General features: G+C 63.6%; 20 protein-coding genes. 7 read left to right on the top strand and 13 right to left on the bottom strand.

The window, feature by feature from the left end:
* The first annotated feature begins 55 nt into the window (after positions 1 to 55).
* The 3 genes from BN2476_RS34365 to BN2476_RS34355 all read left to right on the top strand — a co-directional run bounded on the left by BN2476_RS34365 (position 56) and on the right by BN2476_RS34355 (position 2,943).
* A complete protein-coding gene (locus tag BN2476_RS34365) occupies positions 56 to 1,063 on the top strand; it encodes a LacI family DNA-binding transcriptional regulator (RefSeq protein WP_087738646.1) in 1,008 nt (335 codons plus the stop codon).
* A gap of 565 nt (positions 1,064 to 1,628) precedes the next feature.
* The gene (locus BN2476_RS34360; RefSeq protein WP_235851091.1) at positions 1,629 to 2,381 is read left to right on the top strand and encodes a hypothetical protein; all 753 of its coding nucleotides are present in this window, start codon (positions 1,629 to 1,631) and stop codon (positions 2,379 to 2,381) included.
* Positions 2,382 to 2,502: 121 nt separating this feature from the next.
* Positions 2,503 to 2,943 carry a PRC-barrel domain-containing protein gene (locus BN2476_RS34355; RefSeq protein WP_087738644.1) on the top strand — a complete coding sequence of 147 codons (441 nt, stop codon included), beginning with the start codon at positions 2,503 to 2,505 and terminating at the stop codon, positions 2,941 to 2,943.
* A 132-nt stretch (positions 2,944 to 3,075) separates the two neighbouring features.
* On the opposite strand, the gene rpoD is transcribed toward BN2476_RS34355, so the two are convergent.
* The 7 genes from rpoD to BN2476_RS34320 form a co-directional block, all read right to left on the bottom strand.
* Complete coding sequence (gene rpoD / locus BN2476_RS34350; RefSeq protein ID WP_087738643.1) at positions 3,076 to 5,073, bottom strand: RNA polymerase sigma factor RpoD; 1,998 nt, start codon at positions 5,071 to 5,073, stop codon at positions 3,076 to 3,078.
* A gap of 301 nt (positions 5,074 to 5,374) precedes the next feature.
* Positions 5,375 to 5,635, bottom strand: a complete 261-nt coding sequence (locus BN2476_RS34345) for a hypothetical protein (RefSeq protein WP_235851090.1) — start codon at positions 5,633 to 5,635, stop codon at positions 5,375 to 5,377.
* A 255-nt stretch (positions 5,636 to 5,890) separates the two neighbouring features.
* Positions 5,891 to 6,670, bottom strand: coding sequence for an enoyl-ACP reductase FabI (fabI, locus tag BN2476_RS34340; protein ID WP_087738642.1), 780 nt, complete (start codon positions 6,668 to 6,670; stop codon positions 5,891 to 5,893).
* 2 nt (positions 6,671 to 6,672) lie between these two features.
* Positions 6,673 to 7,854 (bottom strand): acetate/propionate family kinase, encoded by a 1,182-nt coding sequence (locus BN2476_RS34335; protein ID WP_087738641.1) that lies wholly within the window; start codon positions 7,852 to 7,854, stop codon positions 6,673 to 6,675.
* A 19-nt stretch (positions 7,855 to 7,873) separates the two neighbouring features.
* Entirely contained in the window at positions 7,874 to 8,827 is a 954-nt protein-coding gene (locus tag BN2476_RS34330) for a phosphate acetyltransferase (protein WP_235851089.1), read from the bottom strand.
* Positions 8,828 to 8,927: 100 nt separating this feature from the next.
* Entirely contained in the window at positions 8,928 to 11,210 is a 2,283-nt protein-coding gene (locus tag BN2476_RS34325) for a DUF3141 domain-containing protein (RefSeq protein WP_087738680.1), read from the bottom strand.
* A 394-nt stretch (positions 11,211 to 11,604) separates the two neighbouring features.
* Positions 11,605 to 12,759, bottom strand: coding sequence for an acyl-CoA dehydrogenase family protein (locus tag BN2476_RS34320; protein WP_087738639.1), 1,155 nt, complete (start codon positions 12,757 to 12,759; stop codon positions 11,605 to 11,607).
* A gap of 184 nt (positions 12,760 to 12,943) precedes the next feature.
* Here BN2476_RS34320 and BN2476_RS34315 point away from each other — a divergent pair, with 184 nt between their 5' ends.
* The 3 genes from BN2476_RS34315 (at position 12,944) to BN2476_RS34305 (ending at position 14,326) form a co-directional block, all read left to right on the top strand.
* Positions 12,944 to 13,666 carry a sulfite exporter TauE/SafE family protein gene (locus tag BN2476_RS34315; protein ID WP_087738679.1) on the top strand — a complete coding sequence of 241 codons (723 nt, stop codon included), beginning with the start codon at positions 12,944 to 12,946 and terminating at the stop codon, positions 13,664 to 13,666.
* An 89-nt stretch (positions 13,667 to 13,755) separates the two neighbouring features.
* The gene (locus BN2476_RS34310; RefSeq protein ID WP_087738638.1) at positions 13,756 to 14,091 is read left to right on the top strand and encodes a YbjQ family protein; all 336 of its coding nucleotides are present in this window, start codon (positions 13,756 to 13,758) and stop codon (positions 14,089 to 14,091) included.
* A gap of 40 nt (positions 14,092 to 14,131) precedes the next feature.
* Positions 14,132 to 14,326 (top strand): YqaE/Pmp3 family membrane protein, encoded by a 195-nt coding sequence (locus BN2476_RS34305; RefSeq protein ID WP_087738637.1) that lies wholly within the window; start codon positions 14,132 to 14,134, stop codon positions 14,324 to 14,326.
* Positions 14,327 to 14,382: 56 nt separating this feature from the next.
* On the opposite strand, the gene BN2476_RS34300 is transcribed toward BN2476_RS34305, so the two are convergent.
* The 3 genes from BN2476_RS34300 to BN2476_RS34290 all read right to left on the bottom strand — a co-directional run bounded on the left by BN2476_RS34300 (position 14,383) and on the right by BN2476_RS34290 (position 15,768).
* A complete protein-coding gene (locus tag BN2476_RS34300; RefSeq protein WP_087738636.1) occupies positions 14,383 to 14,610 on the bottom strand; it encodes a DUF2964 family protein in 228 nt (75 codons plus the stop codon).
* A gap of 89 nt (positions 14,611 to 14,699) precedes the next feature.
* The gene (locus BN2476_RS34295; protein WP_087738635.1) at positions 14,700 to 15,308 is read right to left on the bottom strand and encodes a copper resistance CopC family protein; all 609 of its coding nucleotides are present in this window, start codon (positions 15,306 to 15,308) and stop codon (positions 14,700 to 14,702) included.
* A gap of 67 nt (positions 15,309 to 15,375) precedes the next feature.
* The gene (locus BN2476_RS34290; RefSeq protein WP_087738678.1) at positions 15,376 to 15,768 is read right to left on the bottom strand and encodes a hypothetical protein; all 393 of its coding nucleotides are present in this window, start codon (positions 15,766 to 15,768) and stop codon (positions 15,376 to 15,378) included.
* Between the two features lie 654 nt (positions 15,769 to 16,422).
* Between BN2476_RS34290 and BN2476_RS34285 the strand changes: the two genes are divergently transcribed.
* Positions 16,423 to 16,827, top strand: a complete 405-nt coding sequence (locus BN2476_RS34285) for a helix-turn-helix domain-containing protein (RefSeq protein ID WP_087738634.1) — start codon at positions 16,423 to 16,425, stop codon at positions 16,825 to 16,827.
* Between the two features lie 39 nt (positions 16,828 to 16,866).
* Here BN2476_RS34285 and BN2476_RS34280 read toward each other — a convergent pair whose 3' ends face one another.
* The 3 genes from BN2476_RS34280 to BN2476_RS34270 are packed head-to-tail and all read right to left on the bottom strand — an operon-like array spanning position 16,867 to position 18,142.
* A complete protein-coding gene (locus BN2476_RS34280) occupies positions 16,867 to 17,361 on the bottom strand; it encodes a lytic transglycosylase domain-containing protein (RefSeq protein ID WP_087738633.1) in 495 nt (164 codons plus the stop codon).
* A gap of 32 nt (positions 17,362 to 17,393) precedes the next feature.
* Positions 17,394 to 17,759, bottom strand: a complete 366-nt coding sequence (locus tag BN2476_RS34275; RefSeq protein ID WP_087738677.1) for a hypothetical protein — start codon at positions 17,757 to 17,759, stop codon at positions 17,394 to 17,396.
* A gap of 14 nt (positions 17,760 to 17,773) precedes the next feature.
* A complete protein-coding gene (locus tag BN2476_RS34270) occupies positions 17,774 to 18,142 on the bottom strand; it encodes a hypothetical protein (RefSeq protein WP_087738676.1) in 369 nt (122 codons plus the stop codon).
* Positions 18,143 to 18,247: the final 105 nt, after the last annotated feature.

The following is an 18,247-nucleotide window of genomic DNA, read 5'->3' as shown; positions in this document are numbered from 1 at the left end:
ACGCAGCACCAGACGCGCCATCGAAACACGCAACGCGCTCGCGGGACCGCCGCGCATGTCGGATGTCGCGGCCCTCGCGGGCGTATCGAAGATGACGGTCTCGCGCGTGCTCGCCGGCCGCGGCGTCGCGCCCGCCACGCGCGAGCGCGTGCAGCGGGCCATCGACGAACTCGGCTACGTCGCGGATGCGGCGGCGGGCGCGTTGTCCTCGGGGCGTTCGGCGTTCGCCGCGGTGCTCGTGCCTTCGCTTGCCAGCTCCAACTTCTCCGACACCGTGCGCGGACTCACGGCCGCGCTCGAGCCGCAAGGGCTGCAACTGCTGATCGGCGATACGGACTACGACCTCGAACGCGAAGAGCGGCTCGTGCGCTCGATGCTGCGCCATCAGCCGCGCTGCATCGCGCTGACGGGCGCGCAACATACGAGCGGGACGCGCGAGCTGTTGTTGCGCTCGGGCGTCCCCGTCGTCGAGATGTGGGATCTGCCCACCTCGCCGATCGATGCGGCCGTGGGCTTTTCCAACGCGAAGGCCGCGCGCGAGATGGTCCGCTATCTGGTCGAGCGCGGCTATCGGCGCATCGGCTTTGTCGGCGGCGCGAGCGAGCTCGACCGGCGCGGCCTCGAGCGTCTGAAGGGCTATCTCCAGGAAGTGAAGGCGCAGGGCCTGGGCGAGCCGCGCGTCGTGCGTCTCGGCGAGTCGCCGATCACGATGAGCCACGGCGCGCCCGCGCTCGATGCGCTGTTGCGTCAATGGCCCGATACGGACGCCGTGATGTGCGTGAGCGACATGTCCGCGTTCGGCGCGATCATGCAATGTCATCGTCGCGGCTTGTCGGTGCCGGGCGATATCGCCGTCGCGGGCTTCGGCAATTTCGAAGTGGCCGCGTGCTGCACGCCCACTATCACGACGATTTCCGTCGACGCGTACGGCATCGGCACGCGCACGGGCGAGACGCTGCTGGCCGCGCTCGCGGCACAGGACGGCGCGGCAGGATCGACGCGCGCTTCGGCGCACAAGAGCGTGAAGATCGACTTCAGCGTGATCGCGCGCGAGAGCGCGTAGCGCGCTTTTCATCGGACCATCGGCGTGCGCGCGCTGTATGCGAATCTCGCCGCGCGCGGGTTGCCGGGTTCAGTCGCACAATAGTCGGGACATGCCGGATCGTGTGAAGGCGAATGGAGAAAACGTTTGCGAGTCACATTCGATGAGATTGCAACCTTCGCCATGCTGAGGATGGTAAAGTTAGCCGGATGGCCTCATTCCTTCCCTGATTAAATGTATGCGCAAAGGCCTAAAGATTAGCGATTCGCAGTCGATATACAGGCAAGAATAAAAGGCGCGTCGAGCGCCTGTGTAGTCGAACTGCACGCCAGGTACTTCGGTGCCTGGCGTTTTTTCTTGGCAGAACGCCTGCTGGAGCCTTAGCCCGCTTGCCGCATCCCGTTCATCGAATACGCTTAGAATGCGAATTGTTAGCACGTTCGACCCGTCGAGACGAACCGTGAGAAGAACAAGACGCACCGATAGCGTCATCATGAACGGAGAGGATGTTGTGCATTTTCTGAATCGCACGGTTGCCAGGGCAAATGGAGTCGGGCTTAGGCTGTGTATGGCGGCGGCGCTGTGCATGAGCGCGGCCGCTTATGGGGCGACGAGTGCATCGGCGAATTTATCGGCTGCCACCTCCAAAGCCGCTGGGCTGGAAGCGTCGAACACCACGGCCATGCCGGAGCACGTCACCGCCGATGATCCCGTGAAGGTCCGCGATGCACTCGCTGGCCAGATGCCCGCTGCGGCGACGCAATCGCTCAGCGACCGCATTCGCAATCTCGCGCGTGAGCCGTTCGACCGCATCTTTCACGGCCATGCGGCGACCACGGAGAACGGACAGCGCACGTTCCTGTTCATGATTCCCGCGCCGCACGGCATTCTGTACCGCTCGGCGACGCATCGGCTGAGCGTGAACGTGCCGCTTGCCAGCGACGAGCATCCTGAAGCGATCCAGCTCTATCTGAACATCGTCGGCCCGAGGGGGCGCGGGCTCGTGATCGCGCCCGACGCGAAGGCCAAGGGCTACATCCAGAACATCGACCTGATCCAGCTGAAGACAGAAGGTGCGGCGAAAACCGTCGCGCGCGGCCGGCTGATGCTCTCGAAAGAGGCATTCGAGAACGCCGGCGACAACTTCGCGATCTTGCTCGTCTGCACGCTGGAGCCGCCGTATCTGACGGAGACGCGCGAGCACAGCGATCCGACCGACGAAGAGCCCACCGACATCACCCGTCGAACCTCCACGCTTCACGCAAGCGTTCAGGCCGTCTGGCTCGTGAACCAGAAGGACGGCTCCGTGCTGGGGAAAGGGCTGAGCCTCGCGAAGTAGCACGACGAAAAGCGCCCCCGTGTACCCTTCTGCGACGGTTTGTTTCCGATGCGGTAAGGTATGTCGCTTCTCACAGCAGCGGCAGTCCCTCGCAACAACATTTCACATCGGAGAATAAGCTATGAAGGCAAAGTGGGCAGCGGTTCTGATCGCGGCGTCGACGCTCGGCGTGTTTTCGGGTCAAGCCAGCGCGCAGGTGGCGGGCGCACAGACCATCGGCGTGAGCGTCGAGCAGGAATCGATCATCATCAACGGCTGGAGCGCGAAAAAGAGCCTGCTGGGCAAGCCGATCTACAACGAGGAGGGCCAGAAGGTTGGCGTACTGCACGACATCATCATTTCGCCGGACAATGCCGCCTCGTTTGCAGTCGTCGCTGCGCATCAGTTCCTTGGCGTGTCGCAGCACGATGTCGCGATCCCGATGTCCCAACTCGACTATACGGGCGGCAAGCTGGTATGGGCCGGCGCTACGAAAGACGCGGTAAAGGCGATTCCCGCGTTCCAGTATTCGAAAGTGCGCGCGACGCCGATGGCTCGCAAGGAATACGGCGAGCATCATTGATGTGTCGGCTAGATCGTTTGCCCGCGTGATGCACGCGTTGAAGGTGCAATAAAAAACGCGCGACAACCCCAAGGTTGTCGCGCGTTTTGTTGTCGCGTGCCGCGCGTCACGGCGACGTGCAGCTTCGAGCCGTTAGCCTCGCTCGAGGAACGGGCGCAGCTTGTCCGCGCGGCTCGGGTGATTGAGCTTGCGGATCGCCTTGCCTTCGATCTGGCGGATACGCTCGCGCGTCACGTCGAACTGGCGGCCCACTTCTTCGAGCGTCAGTTCCGATGCCGTGTCGATGCCGTAGCGCATGCGCAGCACCTTCGCTTCGCGCGGCGTGAGCGCGTCGAGCGCTTCGTCGATCGCGCGGCGCATGTTCGCGTGCACGGCTGCATCGGCGGGCGACGTCGCGGACGTGTCTTCGATCATGTCGCCGAGCGTCGTGTCGGCATCTTCGCCGACGGGCGAATCGAGCGACGCCGGATTCTTCGCGATCTTCAGAATGCTGCGGATCTTCGCCTCGGGCATGTCCATGCGCTCGGCGAGCACGGACGGATGCGGCTCCTGGCCCGTCTGCTGGACGATCTCACGCTGAATGCGATTCAGCTTGTTGATCGACTCGATCATGTGGACGGGCACGCGGATGGTGCGCGCCTGGTCCGCGATCGCGCGCGTGATGGCCTGGCGCACCCACCACGTCGCGTACGTCGAGAACTTCCAGCCGCGGCGGTATTCGAACTTGTCCACGGCCTTCATCAGGCCGATGTTGCCTTCCTGGATCAGATCGAGGAAGTGCATGCCGCGATTGACGTACTTCTTCGCGATCGAAATGACGAGACGCAGGTTCGCTTCGATCATCTCGCGCTTGGCCTGGCGCATCTTCGATTCCGCCGAGTTCAGCTGCTTGTTGATCTGCTTGAGCTGCTGCAGCGGCAACGCGATCGCGGCTTCGATATCGACGAGCTTCTGCTGCTCGGCCTGAATCGCGGGCAGGTGACGCTCGAGCGCCGGACCATACGCCTTCGACTTCGCAGCCGTGCGCGTCGTCCATTCGAGATCGGTCTCATTGCCCGGGAACGAATCGACGAACGCTTCGCGCGGCATATCGCAACGGTCCACGGCGATCGACAGGATGTTGCGCTCGATCGCGCGAACCTGCGCGACCTGAGCCTGCACGTCCGCGCACAGGCGGTCGATGGTCTTCGCGGTGAAGCGGATCGGCGTGAGTTCCTGCTGGATCGACTCGCGCAGGTTCGCGATGGCCGTCGCGCGGCGCTTGTCCGTGACGGGCATGTCGGGCACGCTCGCGAACAGCGCGCGCACGCGCTCGAAAATCGCGAGGCTGTCCGCCGTCAGTTGCTCGAGGCGCGCGGCGTTCGCCTTTTCGCCGCCGTCGTCGGAGAGATCGCCGTCTTCGTCATCCGAATCTTCGTCCGATGCGCTCGCTTCCAGTTCTTCTTCCGCGGCGGCGTCGGCTGCTTCGTCGTCCATTTCGGCGGCTTCGCTGGTGTCGCTGATGCCGTCGACCAGTTCGTCGATGCGGATTTCACCCGCGACGACGCGGTCCACGTCCGCGAGAATCGTCGAGATGATGGACGGGCACATTGCGATGGCTTGCACCATGTCTTGCAGGCCGCCTTCGATGCGCTTCGCGATTTCGATTTCGCCGGCGCGCGTGAGTAGTTCGCTCGCGCCCATTTCGCGCATGTACATGCGGACGGGGTCGGTCGTGCGGCCGAATTCGGAGTCGACGGTGGACAGCGCGACTTCCGCCTCTTCATCGGCCTGATCGTCCGTTGCGGCAGCCGACGGGCCGTCGTTCAACAGCAGCGTTTCCGCGTCGGGCGGCGTTTCGTACACGGAGACGCCCATTTCGCCGAACGTGCTGACGATGGTTTCCATCGCGGCCGTTTCGGTGAAATTGTCGGGGAGGTGGTCGTTGATGTCGGCGTGCGTCAAATAGCCGCGCTCGCGGCCTAGCGCGATCAGCGCGCGCATCTGACGTTGACGCTCTTCGGCGAGGGATTCCATCAGACCAGCGTCTTGCAGCAAGACGGCGGGTTGGGCCTTCGCCTTTGCGGCGCGCTTCGGCGCCTTCGATGCGGTGGTTTCGAACTGGGAGTTGTCCCGGTCAAGCTTTGCCAATACGTTCTCCTCGGCAGGCTGTTTCGCTTCCCCGCGCGCACGGGCGCGGCAGGCAGCGTGACCTGTCGGATCGTGAGGGAGGGCGGGGTGTTGCACGAATCGATTGACGCGGAACGATGCGCTGGGGGCCGCCGAAGCGCACTGAAATGCCAGTGCGTTCGCTGGACCTTCCGCGCAGTGCCTTCCAGTTAGGACGCAATTCGACGCGTGCGAAAAAAGTGAATCTGTGAGTATACCAGAAAAGTGGTGCGGTGCACCACTTTGTGTAGCATGAAATGCGCCGCGCTGGTGCGGAGGGGTGTCATTGCCTTCTGGAAAGATCCGCCACGACGATGCCCGCGAGCGCCGCGACCACCAGGCAGCCGACCGTCAGCAACGTCTTGGCGACGGCCACCGACACGTGTTCCGGTCCGATCACGGCAAACGCGCCGACCAGCAGGCCGATCGCCGACAGCGCGAACATCGTCCACGGCGTGCCGCCATGCGCGACCTTGTTTTCGCGCGCGGCGGAGGCCGCGTCCTGCGCGTTGTCCTGCTTGGGAATGATGGAAGGCGTGGGCACGGCGTGCGTTTTCGACGAAGAAGAGGCGGAAGTTATCTTATGCGACGCATCGTTCATTTCGACTACGTGTTGCTTTCGGATCGTTGACTGAAGCGCATATACCGTTGCGGGCGGCCGCGCAAGATCCATCATGTTATGAGATGTTCTTGCCGGCGTCAGCCGAGGGGCGCGGTTGAGTGCAGAAGTACAACGCCCGTCAGGCGTAAATGGTTTACACGGGGAAGCGGGGTGCCGTTATCGAACGACGCCCCGCATTCAGCCGATGATATTGACCCCGCCGTCGACGAACACCGTGTTGCCCGTCACGCGCCGCGCGTACGGTGTCGCGAGGAACGCGCACGTATAGCCGACGTCCATGATGTCGACAAGTTCGCCGATGGGCGCGCGCTCGGCCGCTTCGTTTAGCAGCAGATCGAAGTCCTTGAGGCCGGACGCGGCGCGCGTCTTCAGCGGCCCCGGCGAAATCGGATGCACGCGGATGTGCTTCGGCCCGAGTTCATGCGCGAGGTATCGGCACGACGCTTCGAGCGCCGCTTTCACGGGGCCCATCAGATCGTAGTTCGGCACGACGCGCGTCGCGCCCAGGTAGCTCATCGCGAACATCGAGCCGCCTTCGTCCATCAGCGGCGCGGCAAGGCGCGCCATGCGGATGAACGAATGGCACGAGATATCCATTGCCACTGAAAAGCCTTCCGCCGAACTGTTCAGCAAGCCGCCTTGCAGATCGGCTTTCGGCGCGAACGCGATCGAATGCACGGCGACGTCGAGCCGTCCCCATGTGTCGCGGACCGCGTCGAAGACGGCTTCGAGCTCGCCGGGCTTCGACACGTCGAGCGGCAGCAGCATCGACGCGCCAAGTTCCTGCGCGAGCGGCTCGACATAGGCTTTCGCCTTGTCGTTCAGATACGTGATGGCCAGCTCCGCGCCGAGTTCGCGAAACGCGCGCGCGCAGCCATACGCGATGGAGTGCTCGTTGGCGATACCGATGATCAGCACCTTGCGCTGCGCGAGCGGCTGACCCGTTGGCTTGTCCATGCTTAATCCTCCAGCCGGCTGAGCACGTGCCGGGCGATCATCAATTCTTCGTTGGTGGGAATGACCCAGACGTCGACGGTGCTCTTCGCGTCGCTGATGAGCGGACCGTGACGTGCGTTCGCCGCTTCGTCGAGCGAGACGCCGAGCCACGCCGCCAGCTCGCACACGCGCTTGCGCACGGCGTCCGCGTATTCGCCGATGCCTGCCGTGAACACGATCGCATCGAGTCCGCCGAGCGCCGCCGCGAGCGAGCCGAGCTCGCGCGAGATGCGGTAGCAGAACAGCTCGACGGCTTCGGCGGCTCTCGGGTCGTTGCTCGCGAGCAGCTCGCGCATGTCGCTCGAAATGCCGGATACGCCGAGCAGGCCCGAGCGCTTGTACAGCAGCGATTCGATCGAGCGCGCATCCATGTTCGCTTCTTCGAGCATCCACAGCACGACGCCGGGATCGAGGCTGCCCGAGCGCGTGCCCATCACGAGCCCTTCGACGGCCGTGAAGCCCATCGTGCTCGCGATGCTCTTGCAGCGATCGAGGGCCGTCATGCTCGCGCCGTTGCCGAGATGCAGCACGACGGTCTTGCCTTGCGCCGCGCGTTCGTCGCGATCCGGCAGCACGCTCGCGATGTATTCGTACGACAGCCCGTGAAAGCCGTAACGCCTCACGCCACGGCTCGTGATGTCGGGCGGCAGCGCAAAGCGCGTCGCGACGGCGGGCTGCGTGTGATGAAACGCGGTATCGAAGCATGCGATTTGCGGCACGTTTGCGTTGCGCGCCATGATCGAGTGGATCGCCGCGAGATTGTGCGGCTGGTGCAGCGGCGCGAGCGGCACGAGCGCTTCGAGTTCTTCCATCACATGCGCATCGATGCGCACGGGCTCCGAATAGCGGTCGCCGCCATGCACGACGCGATGGCCGACCGCGCGTAACGTTGCGCGGCCCTCGCCGTGGCTGCGCAGCCAGTCGAGCAGAAACGCGATCGCGTTGTCATGCCCGAGCCGCTCGCCTTGGGGCCAGCTCTTGTCTTCGAGCACTTCGCCGCTTTGCCGCTTCGCGATGAAATGCGGATTCGAGTAGATCTCTTCGATCTTGCCGCCCGCGATGGGATCGAGCTGCGCGCCGTTCACGGCGAACGCATGAAACTTGATGCTCGACGAACCCGCGTTGATGACGAGGATGACGTCCATGCCGGTTCCTCAAACGTTCTCAGACGATGGCGGCCGCGGGCTGCTCGCGCCGCGCGAGCGCGACCATCGACGCGACCGCGCACGAAGCGAGCCGCGTGATCACCGAGTCGGCGCGGCTCGTCAGAATGATGGGCACCTTCGCGCCGAGCACGATGCCGGCCGCGTCCGCGCCCGCGAGAAACGTGAGGCTCTTCGCGAGCATGTTGCCCGCTTCGAGATCGGGGACGACCAGCACGTTCGCGTGGCCCGCGACGGGCGACACGATGCCCTTGATTTTCGCGGCCTCTTCGCTGATCGCGTTGTCGAGCGCGAGCGGGCCGTCGAGAACACCGCCCGTGATCTGTCCGCGATCGGCCATCTTGCACAGCGCGGCGGCTTCGAGTGTCGACGGCACTTTCGAGTTGATCGTTTCCATCGCCGACAGGATCGCCACGCGCGCCTGGGGGAAACGCAGCGCATGCGCGAGGTCGATTGCGTTCTGTACGATGTCGCGCTTTTCGTCGAGCGTCGGCGAGATGTTGACGGCGGCGTCCGTGATGATGAGGGGATCTGCGCGGCCCGGCACGTCCATGATGAAGCAGTGGCTCACGCGCCGCTCGGTGCGCAGGCCCGTCGCGCGCGCGACCACGGCGCCCATCAGCTCGTCCGTGTGCAGCGAGCCTTTCATCAGCGCCTGCGCCTTGCCTTCGTGCACGAGGCACACCGCGCATTCCGCGGCCGCGTGGCTGTGCGGCGCATCGACGATAGGCAGGTCGCCGAGATCGAGCTCGCCTTCCTTCGCGGCCGCCTCGATCTTCGCGCGCGGTCCGACGAGAATCGGCGCAATCAGCTTGAGGCGCGCCGCTTCGACGACGGCCGACAACGAATCGTGATCGCAAGGATGCGCGACGGCCGTCGGCGTCGGCGGAAGGTTTGCAGCAAAGGCGACGAGACGCTCGTATTTGTCGCGCTTGTGTTCCCGCTGGGGTTCCATGATGTGTGCCCTCGAGTGTGCCATCGTGTGTAAAGCGAGCCTGCTCCCCGATGCGCGCGGCGGGCTGTGGCCGCCCGCTCGCGCTGCATCGATGCATCCTTCATTCGACCTGCTGGCCCGCTTCCGTGCGCCGCGCGGTTTTCTTCTTCGACGCCGATTCGAAAATCGTCAGCACGCGGGCGAGATCGGCGCGCTCGTTGTCGTCGAGCGGCAGCGTCGTGCTGATCTTGTCGATGTCGCGCGCGGCGTTGCGGATGTGCGTGGCCGGCGCGTCGGCCAGCAAGCCGGGCAGGGCTTCGATCGCGGCCTCGGTGTCGAGGCGCAGCAATGCGGCCTGCTCGCGCACGATGTGCTTGAACGCCAGGATGCCCTGATCCGAAAGCGTGCTGAGCATTTCGCGCGCGAGATTGAAGCGGCGCTCGTCTGCTTCGCCGTGCGTGCGCTTTACGTAGAGCAGCGCGCGCACGCTCGCTTCGAGAAGGCCGCCTTCCGTCATGTCGTTGCGCAGACGCGCGTGCTCGGCGACGATCGACGTTTCGCGCTCTTCCGTGTCGCCGGGTTCCGTCAATGCCGCCGCTTTCTCGCCGTCCGTGCGCGGCGGAAGCCCCGCGAACGCCTGCAGCCATGGCGCGCCATACACCGTTTCGAACATCTGCTCGACGGCGGCGTCGCGCATGTCGCGATAGTAGTCGAGCGACGCTTCGATCGCGTTCGACATGAACGTCTGCATCTGCAGAAACGGATTGTCGGCGTCGATGGGCGCGCGCGCTTCCTTCACGCTTTGCGCAGCCTGCGCAACCGACGCGGCAAGCGGATTGCGATCGGACCACAACTCGTAGGTCACGCGCAGCGGATGCAGCTTGCTCGCGAAATCGGCCATCCACGGCGTCACGCCTGCGTGCACCCACGGCTGCATGATGCTGCGGTACAGCCCGAGATTGAAGCGCGACAGATACGCGGCCGTTGCGAAGCGCCGGTCGCTTTCCGGATCGGGCTGCACGATCTCGCGCACGTCGGCGATCGTGCGCGGCGAAATCGACAGCACGTTATCGCCGATCACGAGATCCGTATGCTCGGTCGCTTCCGTCTTCGCACCGATGTGGGCTTCATAGAGGCCGGACGGCAGCAGGTCGATCAGATCGATATTGCTGACGAACTCGCGATGCTCCTTGCGTCCCGTGCTGCTCGACACGAAGATGCCGAGGTGGCCGATGCTGTCGTGCGTCGCGTAGACGATGGTCTGATCGTGGCCGAGCAGATCGGCGTCGTCGCGATAGAGATCGCTGATCCAGCCGAGCGCCTGCGGCGGCGGCGTGATGTTGTCGCCATACGAGCAGAACACGACGATGGGCGAGCGGATATTGCGCAGGTCGAGCCGCACGCCGTCCGTTGTCACGATCTCGCCTTTGACGAGCCGGTTGCCGACGAACAGGTTGTCGACGATGTACTGCATTTCGCCCGCGTTCAGGAACACGTGGCCGCCCCAGTACTTTTCGAAGCCGAGATAGCGCGGCCCTTCCGTGTCGATGTTCGCGTAGAGGTTGTACTGCTTCGTCCACAGCGTATTGGCGGGGTTCAGGTTCTCGAAGTTCTCGACGAGCCACGCGCCGTCGAAGCGGCCGTCGCCGATATCGCCCGTTAGCGCCGTGAGCCACGAGCCGCCCAGCATGCCGCCCGAATAACGCATCGGATTCTTGCCGCGCCAGCCGGCCCAATACGAGACGGGCGCGCCCGCGACGACGATCGGACCGAACAGTTCGGGGCGCATCGCGGCCGTCATCAGCACCTGCCAGCCTGCCTGGCAATTGCCGATCACGGCGGGCTTGCCGGGACTGTTGGGATGGAGCTCGATCACTTTTTCGAGGAACGTCGCTTCGGCGTGCATCACGTCTTCGACCGTTTGTCCCGGCACGGGGTCGGGTAAAAAGCCGATGAAATAGCACGGATGCCCGGCGCGCAGCGCGGCGCCGATTTCGCTTTCGCGCTTGAAGCCGCCAATGCCCGGGCCGTGTCCCGCGCGCGGGTCGACGACGACGAATGGACGCAGACGGCCGGGATCGTGTCCCTCCACGAGATCGCGGTCGGGCTTCAGGTCAGCGGGCGGCACGATGCGAACGAGGCCGTAGTTGACGGGGCGCGGCAACTGCCGCCCGTCGACGATCAGTTCCCTGTCGAAGTCGAGCACGTTGGGCACGCGTTCCTGCAAGTGCGACTGATATTGATTGCCGCGCTCGCGCATCACGTCGGCAAACAACACGCTGCGCTGCCACGCGTCGATCGCGTAGGCGGACGCTTGCGTCAGCAGATTGCCCGGCATCGACGCGAAGGGCATCGGCGGAATGGAAAAGCTGGGCGAAACGGATGTCGGGAGAGACTGATTCATGGTCGCTTCGAACTCCCTCAAAGAGTCGGTGCCACGGGCCCATGCGATGCGCACCAGCACGCATCGCGTGTACATCGAACTCGTACACCAGGCGTGCATCGTTGCACTGGGTCTCGCGCCTCAAACCAGGGCGAGACTTCAACACGCCTCATCGAGGCGCGGCTTCGATCAAGATCAGCGATAAAGATGGCAGTTGCATGACGCGAGTATGAATGCGGCCATCGGACGCGCGATACGCGCGCGAAGAGGCTTGCTGCGTTGCGTCATCAAAGCAGTTTAGGTCGGGATGTTTTTTCTGGCAAACAGAAAAGCGGTGCCTGCCCGCGGGGGCGAAATGAAAGAGTGGACGTCATGCGCCGTCCACTTGTTGCGCCAAGTCAGCGTGATCGATGCATCAACGGCTTGCGTCGCGAATCATGTTGCGCGCGATCACGAGCTGCTGGATCTGCGACGTGCCTTCGTAAATGCGGAAGAGGCGCACATCGCGATAGAAGCGCTCGACGGCATAGTCGGACACATAGCCCGCGCCGCCATGAATCTGCACCGCGCGATCCGCGACACGTCCGCACATCTCCGATGCAAAGAGCTTGCAGCACGACGCTTCCGTCGACACATCCTCCTTGTTGTCGCGGCGGCGCGCGGCATCGAGCACCATCGAGCGCGCGGCGTAGATTTCCGCGCGGCTGTCGGCGAGCATCGCCTGCACAAGCTGGAATTCTGCGATCGGCTGGCCGAACTGCTTGCGCTCCATCGCGTAACGCAGCGCATCGTCGAGCATGCGCTCGGCCGCGCCGACGCAGATCGCCGAGATATGCAGGCGTCCTTTGTCGAGCACTTTCATCGCTGTCCTGAAGCCGACGCCTTCCTTGCCGCCGATGATGTTCGCTGCAGCCACACGACAGTTCTCGAAGATCACGTCACAGGTATGCGCGCCTTTCTGGCCCATCTTCCTGTCGATCTTGCCGAGCGACAGACCCGGCGTGCCCTTCTCGACGATGAACGCCGAGATGCCGCTCGCGCCCTTGATGTCCGGGTTCGTGCGCGCCATCACCGTGTAGATGCCCGCTTCCGGCGCGTTGGTAATGAAGCGCTTGGTGCCATTGATCACGTAATGATCGCCGTCGCGAACGGCCGTCGTGCGCAGCGATGCGGCGTCGGAACCCGAATTCGGCTCCGTCAACGCGAACGATGCGATCAGTTCGCCCGATGCGAGCTTCGGCAGATAGTGGCGCTTCTGCTCTTCGGTGCCGTCGATGACGAGCCCTTGCGAGCCGATGCCGTTGTTCGTGCCGATCAGCGAGCGGAACGCGGGCGATGTCCTGGCGATCTCGAATGCGGCGAGCACTTCTTCTTCCATCGTCAGGCCGAGGCCGCCGTATTCTTCCGGAATCGACAGACCGAAGAGACCGAGTTCGCGCATCTCGCTGACAATGGCAGCCGGAATCTCATCCGTTTCGGCGACTTCGTTTTCGGCGGGCACGAGACGCTCGCGCACGAAGCGCGACAGCGAATCGAGAAGAATGGACAGTGTTTCCTGATCGCGGATCATCGTTCGTATTACCTGTGTTCAATGTGATGTTGCAATTGTGCCTGCACCCTGGAGGGTTCGCCATGCGACGGGCTCGTTGCCGTTGCGCGCGCACGGCTTCACCATAGCTGCCGTTGTCCGTAACGCGGTTGCTATGCTGTTGTTTTCGCGTAGGATGGCGCCAGCGCATTTTCCGGGGATACGCGTGGGTTATCTGTTGGTACTGGCCGTCGGCCTGGCGGCGGGGACGTTGAGCGGCGTGATCGGCACCGGCTCGTCGATGTTGCTGATGCCTGTGCTCGTGATGATGTTCGACCCTCAGCAGGCCGTGCCCATCATGGCGATTGCGGCGATCATGGGCAACGTCGGCAAGGTGCTCGCGTGGTGGCGCGAAATCGACTGGCGCGCTTGCGGTGCGTATTGCGCGACGGCCGTGCCGGGCGCGGCGCTCGGCGTGCGCACGCTGCTCGCGCTGCCGCCGCATGCCGTCGAGATCGCGCTCGGCCTGTTCTTCGTCGCGATGGTGCCGGTGCGCCGCTGGCTCACGCGCCGCTCGATCGGTCTCAAGGTATGGCATCTGGCGATGATCGGCGCGCCAATCGGCTTTCTCACGGGCATCGTCGTATCGACGGGCCCGATCACGGTGCCCGTGTTCATGGGCTATGGTCTCGTGAAGGGCGCGTTCCTCGCGACGGAAGCGGCCGGTTCGGTCGGCGTGTATGTGGCCAAGGTGATGACGTTCGGCCGCTTCGGCGCGCTGCCCGTTCACGTCGTGCTGGACGGGCTGATCGTCGGCTCCGCGCTGATGGCGGGCGCGTTCTGCGCGCGCCGCATCGTCGTGCGCATGAGCCCCGGCACGTTCAGGCTGGTCGTCGACGGGCTGATGCTGTCGTCGGGGCTCTCGCTGTTGTGGGCGGCGGGCCGTTGATCTCCGCGTCCTGCTGATTCCGTGCCGTGCGTGCCGCCGTGCATGTTCCCGTTGAACCCGATGCAATTACTCGACACGAAAGGAGCGACATGATCGAACGAAACATGGTTTCCACGACTTTCGACTTGCCCGGCTACACCGTCGACGGCTCGCTTGGCATCGTGCGCGGCATCATCGTGCGCTCGCGTTCGGTCGTGGGCGCGATCGGCGCGGGGCTGCAGACGATCTTCGGCGGCAATATCTCGCTGTACACGTCGCTGTGCGAGCGGGCGCGGCGGGACGCGTACGAGCGCATGGTCGCGGAAGCCGAGACGCTCGGTGCGAACGCTGTCATCGGCATGCGTTACGATGCGACCGAGATCGGCTCGGGCGTCACGGAAGTGCTCTGTTACGGCACGGCAGTGCACGTGCGCCGCAACGTGTGATCGAAGTGTTCAAACCTAAGTCAATGCCCAAGGAAATGTTATGCGCCTGTTGCTTGCCCTGATCTTGCCGTGGTTCCAGTTCTTCACGATTGGCCGTCCGATCGCGGGGATCATCTGCCTCGTGCTGCAACTGACGATTATCGGCTGGCTGCCCGCCGCGATCTGGTCGGTGTATGCGCTGAGCCAGTACAAGACGGACAGGAAGATCGAAGAAGCGCTCGGCCGGCGCACGTAAGCCGCGCCACGCGCATGCGGCTCGACTCCATCCGTGGAGCGAGCCGCGATGTCGTGCTAGTCGTCGACGAACAGCATCGACACATAGAGGATCGTCGACACGACGATGATGCCGACGCCGACGAACACTTTCGTGCGGTTGAATTCAAGCCCGCCGTTGATCGCAACGGCGATGCCGACGACGGCCGACAGCGTGCCGATTGCCGCCAGCACGACGTGCGCCTTGCTCCAGATCATCTTGCGGCGTGCTTGGCGCTTCGGAGAGTTCCAGGGTTCGATGGGCATCGCAGTGACCGTGATGCAAGCGCATGGGGTGCCGAAGCTGGCCCGTCTCGCTGCGAGGGCAAGACGGGCCAATCGACGTCAGCGCTTCGTTATTGAATCGGCGTGCCGTCGCGCGTGATCTGGATGGCCGTCGCCGAGACGTAGTTCGCGCGGACGCTGTCGCCGACCTTGATCTTGTCGAGCGGCACGTCGGGCGCGACTTGCAGGATCACGCTGCGGTTGGGACCGCGCAGCGTCACCTCACGCTTCTTGTGGTCGATCTTCTGCACGGTCGCGACCACTTCGATGTTCTGCTTCTGCGTCGACGCGCCACCTTCCACGGGCGTGGTCGACTGCGACTCGACGCGCGAACGCACGCCCTTCGTGTCGACCTTGTCCGCCGACATCAGCAGCGCACCCTTGTACGAGATGTGGACCTGATCGCCGACCTTCAGCTTCTTCACGTCGCCGACATCGGGATCGACTTCGATGATCGTCGAGTTGCCGCGCGGGCCGCGGATCGTCACCTCGTTCCTGGCGGTGTCGATATGCGTGACGCGCGCGGTCACTTCGGCGACGGCAGCTGTGCCGACCGCGTTCGCGGCGGGCGAAGATGCCGGATTGTCCTGCGCGCGCGCCTCGATGGCGGGCGCGGCCAGCGCCGCGCAAGCCGCAGCGATGGTCAGAATGCGAATCGAACCGCGAACTACACGTTGCATGTGAAACTCCTCTTTCGTGCGTTGAATGGGCCAATCGTCCTGTGCGGGGCCGTGGCGGTTTTAGTGGTCACGCTGTTTCGGTCGCGTGGCTTGCTGCCTTTTGTCTCGCGTCGTCGTACACGCGGCGCCGTTCCGCTTCCACCAGCATCCGCTTGCGCTTGATCGACTGCCGGTGAATGGGCGGGCCCATCACGGCCACGTAGTCGTTGTAGCGATGCTTCTGGAAACGGCGGAAGAAGTCGGGGCCGGGCAGGCCGTTGCTGAGCGCAAGCAGCACGCCGTAGTCGATCGTCGATACTTCCCCGAGCGAGGCAATCGCTCGCTCCAGTGCGTCATAGCGCGCAGTGAGCGGATCGCTCGCGCCGAACATCGCGTGGAATCGCTGATAGGTAAGGAGCCGCTCGTGCTCGGCGGCGCGTCGCAACGCCACGACGATACGTTCAACCCGTTCCACTTCCATGTTGCCCTCCACGCGTGAGAATTCGCCGTCGCGCGAGGAATCGAATGCCGCGCGACGGGCGTGTTGCAAATAGTGCAAATAGTCCGCTTTGCCTTTTATCAGCGAAACTGTTTTATTGCCAATATGGCCTGATGTAATTCAATTGCTCGATGCGTATTTTGTTTTTTAAAGCAAGCCCTCGTCGCTTTTCAAAAAGCAAATAAAACAGGCGCGACGGATTATGCCGGCTGGCTTGCAATAGACGGCCGGCTAAGGTATTGCACGCTGAAATAAACGCATTGCCGCACAACGTTCTTCTTATGAAAACGGAGCAGACACACGTACAGGGTGTGGGCCGTGAGGCTCGAGTCAATACGATGCAGTAATGGTTACAGCATGCTAGCAAACGATTTCGGTAAGTTCAAGAAAACATCCGAACTCACTAAAAATACGAGGGCGGGTTATTGTTTACAAAAATGGATACAGATTTTCTTTTGTTGGATATCCCGCAATAAAATCGCTAAATGATTTTCTGGTGCTCATGAAATTTCACGGGCGAGAGACACAGGCGGTCTCTAAAGATATATCGGTCTTTTAAATGCTTTGCATTTGTTGCGCCATGTCCGTCGTCTGGCGACCCGGGCGTTCGTGTTCTGACCATCGACGAGGTCGCTCATGCCTTCACGAAACGAAGAATTGCCGACCGTCATGCGCAGACTCGCCGCGGGCAGGATGCTGATGGAAGGCGCGTCGATCAGCGACGTCGCCGCGCAACTGCACATCTCGGAAAACACCGTGCGCAAATATCGCGCGCTGCTGAACGAGGGCGGGTTGGATTCGTTGAGGCAGATGAGCGTGGGCGGCCGTTCGTCGGTACTCGACGAAGCCGCGATGCGATGGATCGCGTCCGCGTTGAGCGGGCCCGCGAGCGTTCACGGTTTCCCCTCCGACGCGTGGACCAGCAACCGTCTGCGCGAACTGATACGCGCGCGGTTCGGCGTCAGCTACTCGCGTGTCTATACGTGGCAGATCGCAACCAATCTCGGTCTCGGGCACCGGCTCACGAAGTCACGCAAATAGTCGTGTGACAGGCGCCTTAACCGGCCTTCAGCGCGGCCTTCATCGCGCGGAGGGCAGCAGTTCGCCCCATGCGACGAGAATCTTCTGGATGCTGCGCGCGTAGGAATCGCGCTCTTTCGGCGACTCCGAGTGATATGCGCCGATCGCGCGCCACGTGTTCCCGTACTTCACCATCTTCTGCTTGATCAGCCACGCGGCGACATAGATGTTCACGCATGCATCGGTGAGCGCGCGATGCGGAATGCCGAGGCGCTTCAGGTCGCTGAAATGAACGGAGTTGATCTGCAATTGCCCGACATCGATCGAGCCGTTTGCGTTGCGATTGATCGCGCTCGCGTCGCCCTTCGATTCGTGCCACGCGACCGCGCGCAGGATCAGCGGATTGACGCCCTGATAGGCGGCTGCCTGTTCGAAGCAGTCGTCGGCGCGCGCGATGTCGCATGTCAGCGACGACGCGGATAGCGCGAGCGCGGCGAGCGCGCATTTGAGCAGATGGCGCGAGCGGCGCTTCGCAAGAAGCCGGTGAGTGGACACATGAGTGGACACGACAGGACGCTCCGTTGCGGTTATTTCGCCATGGCGAGTTCGAGCTGCTTTTCGACCGAGCGCAGATACGTGCGCGAAGCCTCGGAGACGATGAGGCGCGCGGCGGGCGCCGTGGGCCTCACGTCGGCGACGACGCGCGCCTTGCGCTTTTTCGCGGTGCGCTTCGGCACGACCGGCTCGTCATCGTCGTCGGATACGGGCGGCAGCATCGCAAGCGTCGGCAGCGGCGGATAGACCTTGTCGGCAGCGGGCACGCCGGACATGCCCGGCGCAACGTTCGCGCTGCCTGCCGACAGCGTGCCGGCGACGGCCGGCTGGCCGGCGTGAGCGGCCTGGTTTAGGCCGGCGAGCACGAGGCTCGCCGCGAGGAGAGCGGTCCTGAACATGGCGATGCTTCCCTTCATGGTGTCGCAGAGGGTGTCGCGGACGTCGGCCTGATCGACACGCTATACGGCTGGTTCGCGCCCGCCGTCAGGTTCTCCAGGCTGATCTTCGCCGGATGCTGCGGCGGCACGCCTCGCCAGATGGCCTGATTCAGATACGGCAGGTCCTGGCCGAGGGCGGTGACGAGGATCGTCGTCGGCTGCTTTTGCGAGGCGGCCAGCGCGCCCGCCTTGGCTAGCACGGCCGACAGTTGCGGATCGCGGGCGCCGAGCGCATCGGGCGGAATCGTGAAGCTGATGAGGTCGGTCGACGCGGGCGGCTTTTCTGCCTGCGATGCCGTGTTCGTGGGCAATTGCGCGCAACCGGCCATCGCGACGAGAACCATACAAAACGCAAGCTGCTTCACGAACCGCTCCCAGAAGTCGTTGACGCTACATCGGTTTGTCGGCACGGCCGCGGCGAACTTGATATGCGATCCGCAAACGTTTGC

This window comes from Paraburkholderia piptadeniae (assembly GCF_900007165.1).
Taxonomy (GTDB): Bacteria; Pseudomonadota; Gammaproteobacteria; order Burkholderiales; family Burkholderiaceae; genus Paraburkholderia; species Paraburkholderia piptadeniae.
Note: the sequence above shows the minus strand (reverse complement) of the source record. Positions and strands in the feature narration are given on the sequence as shown.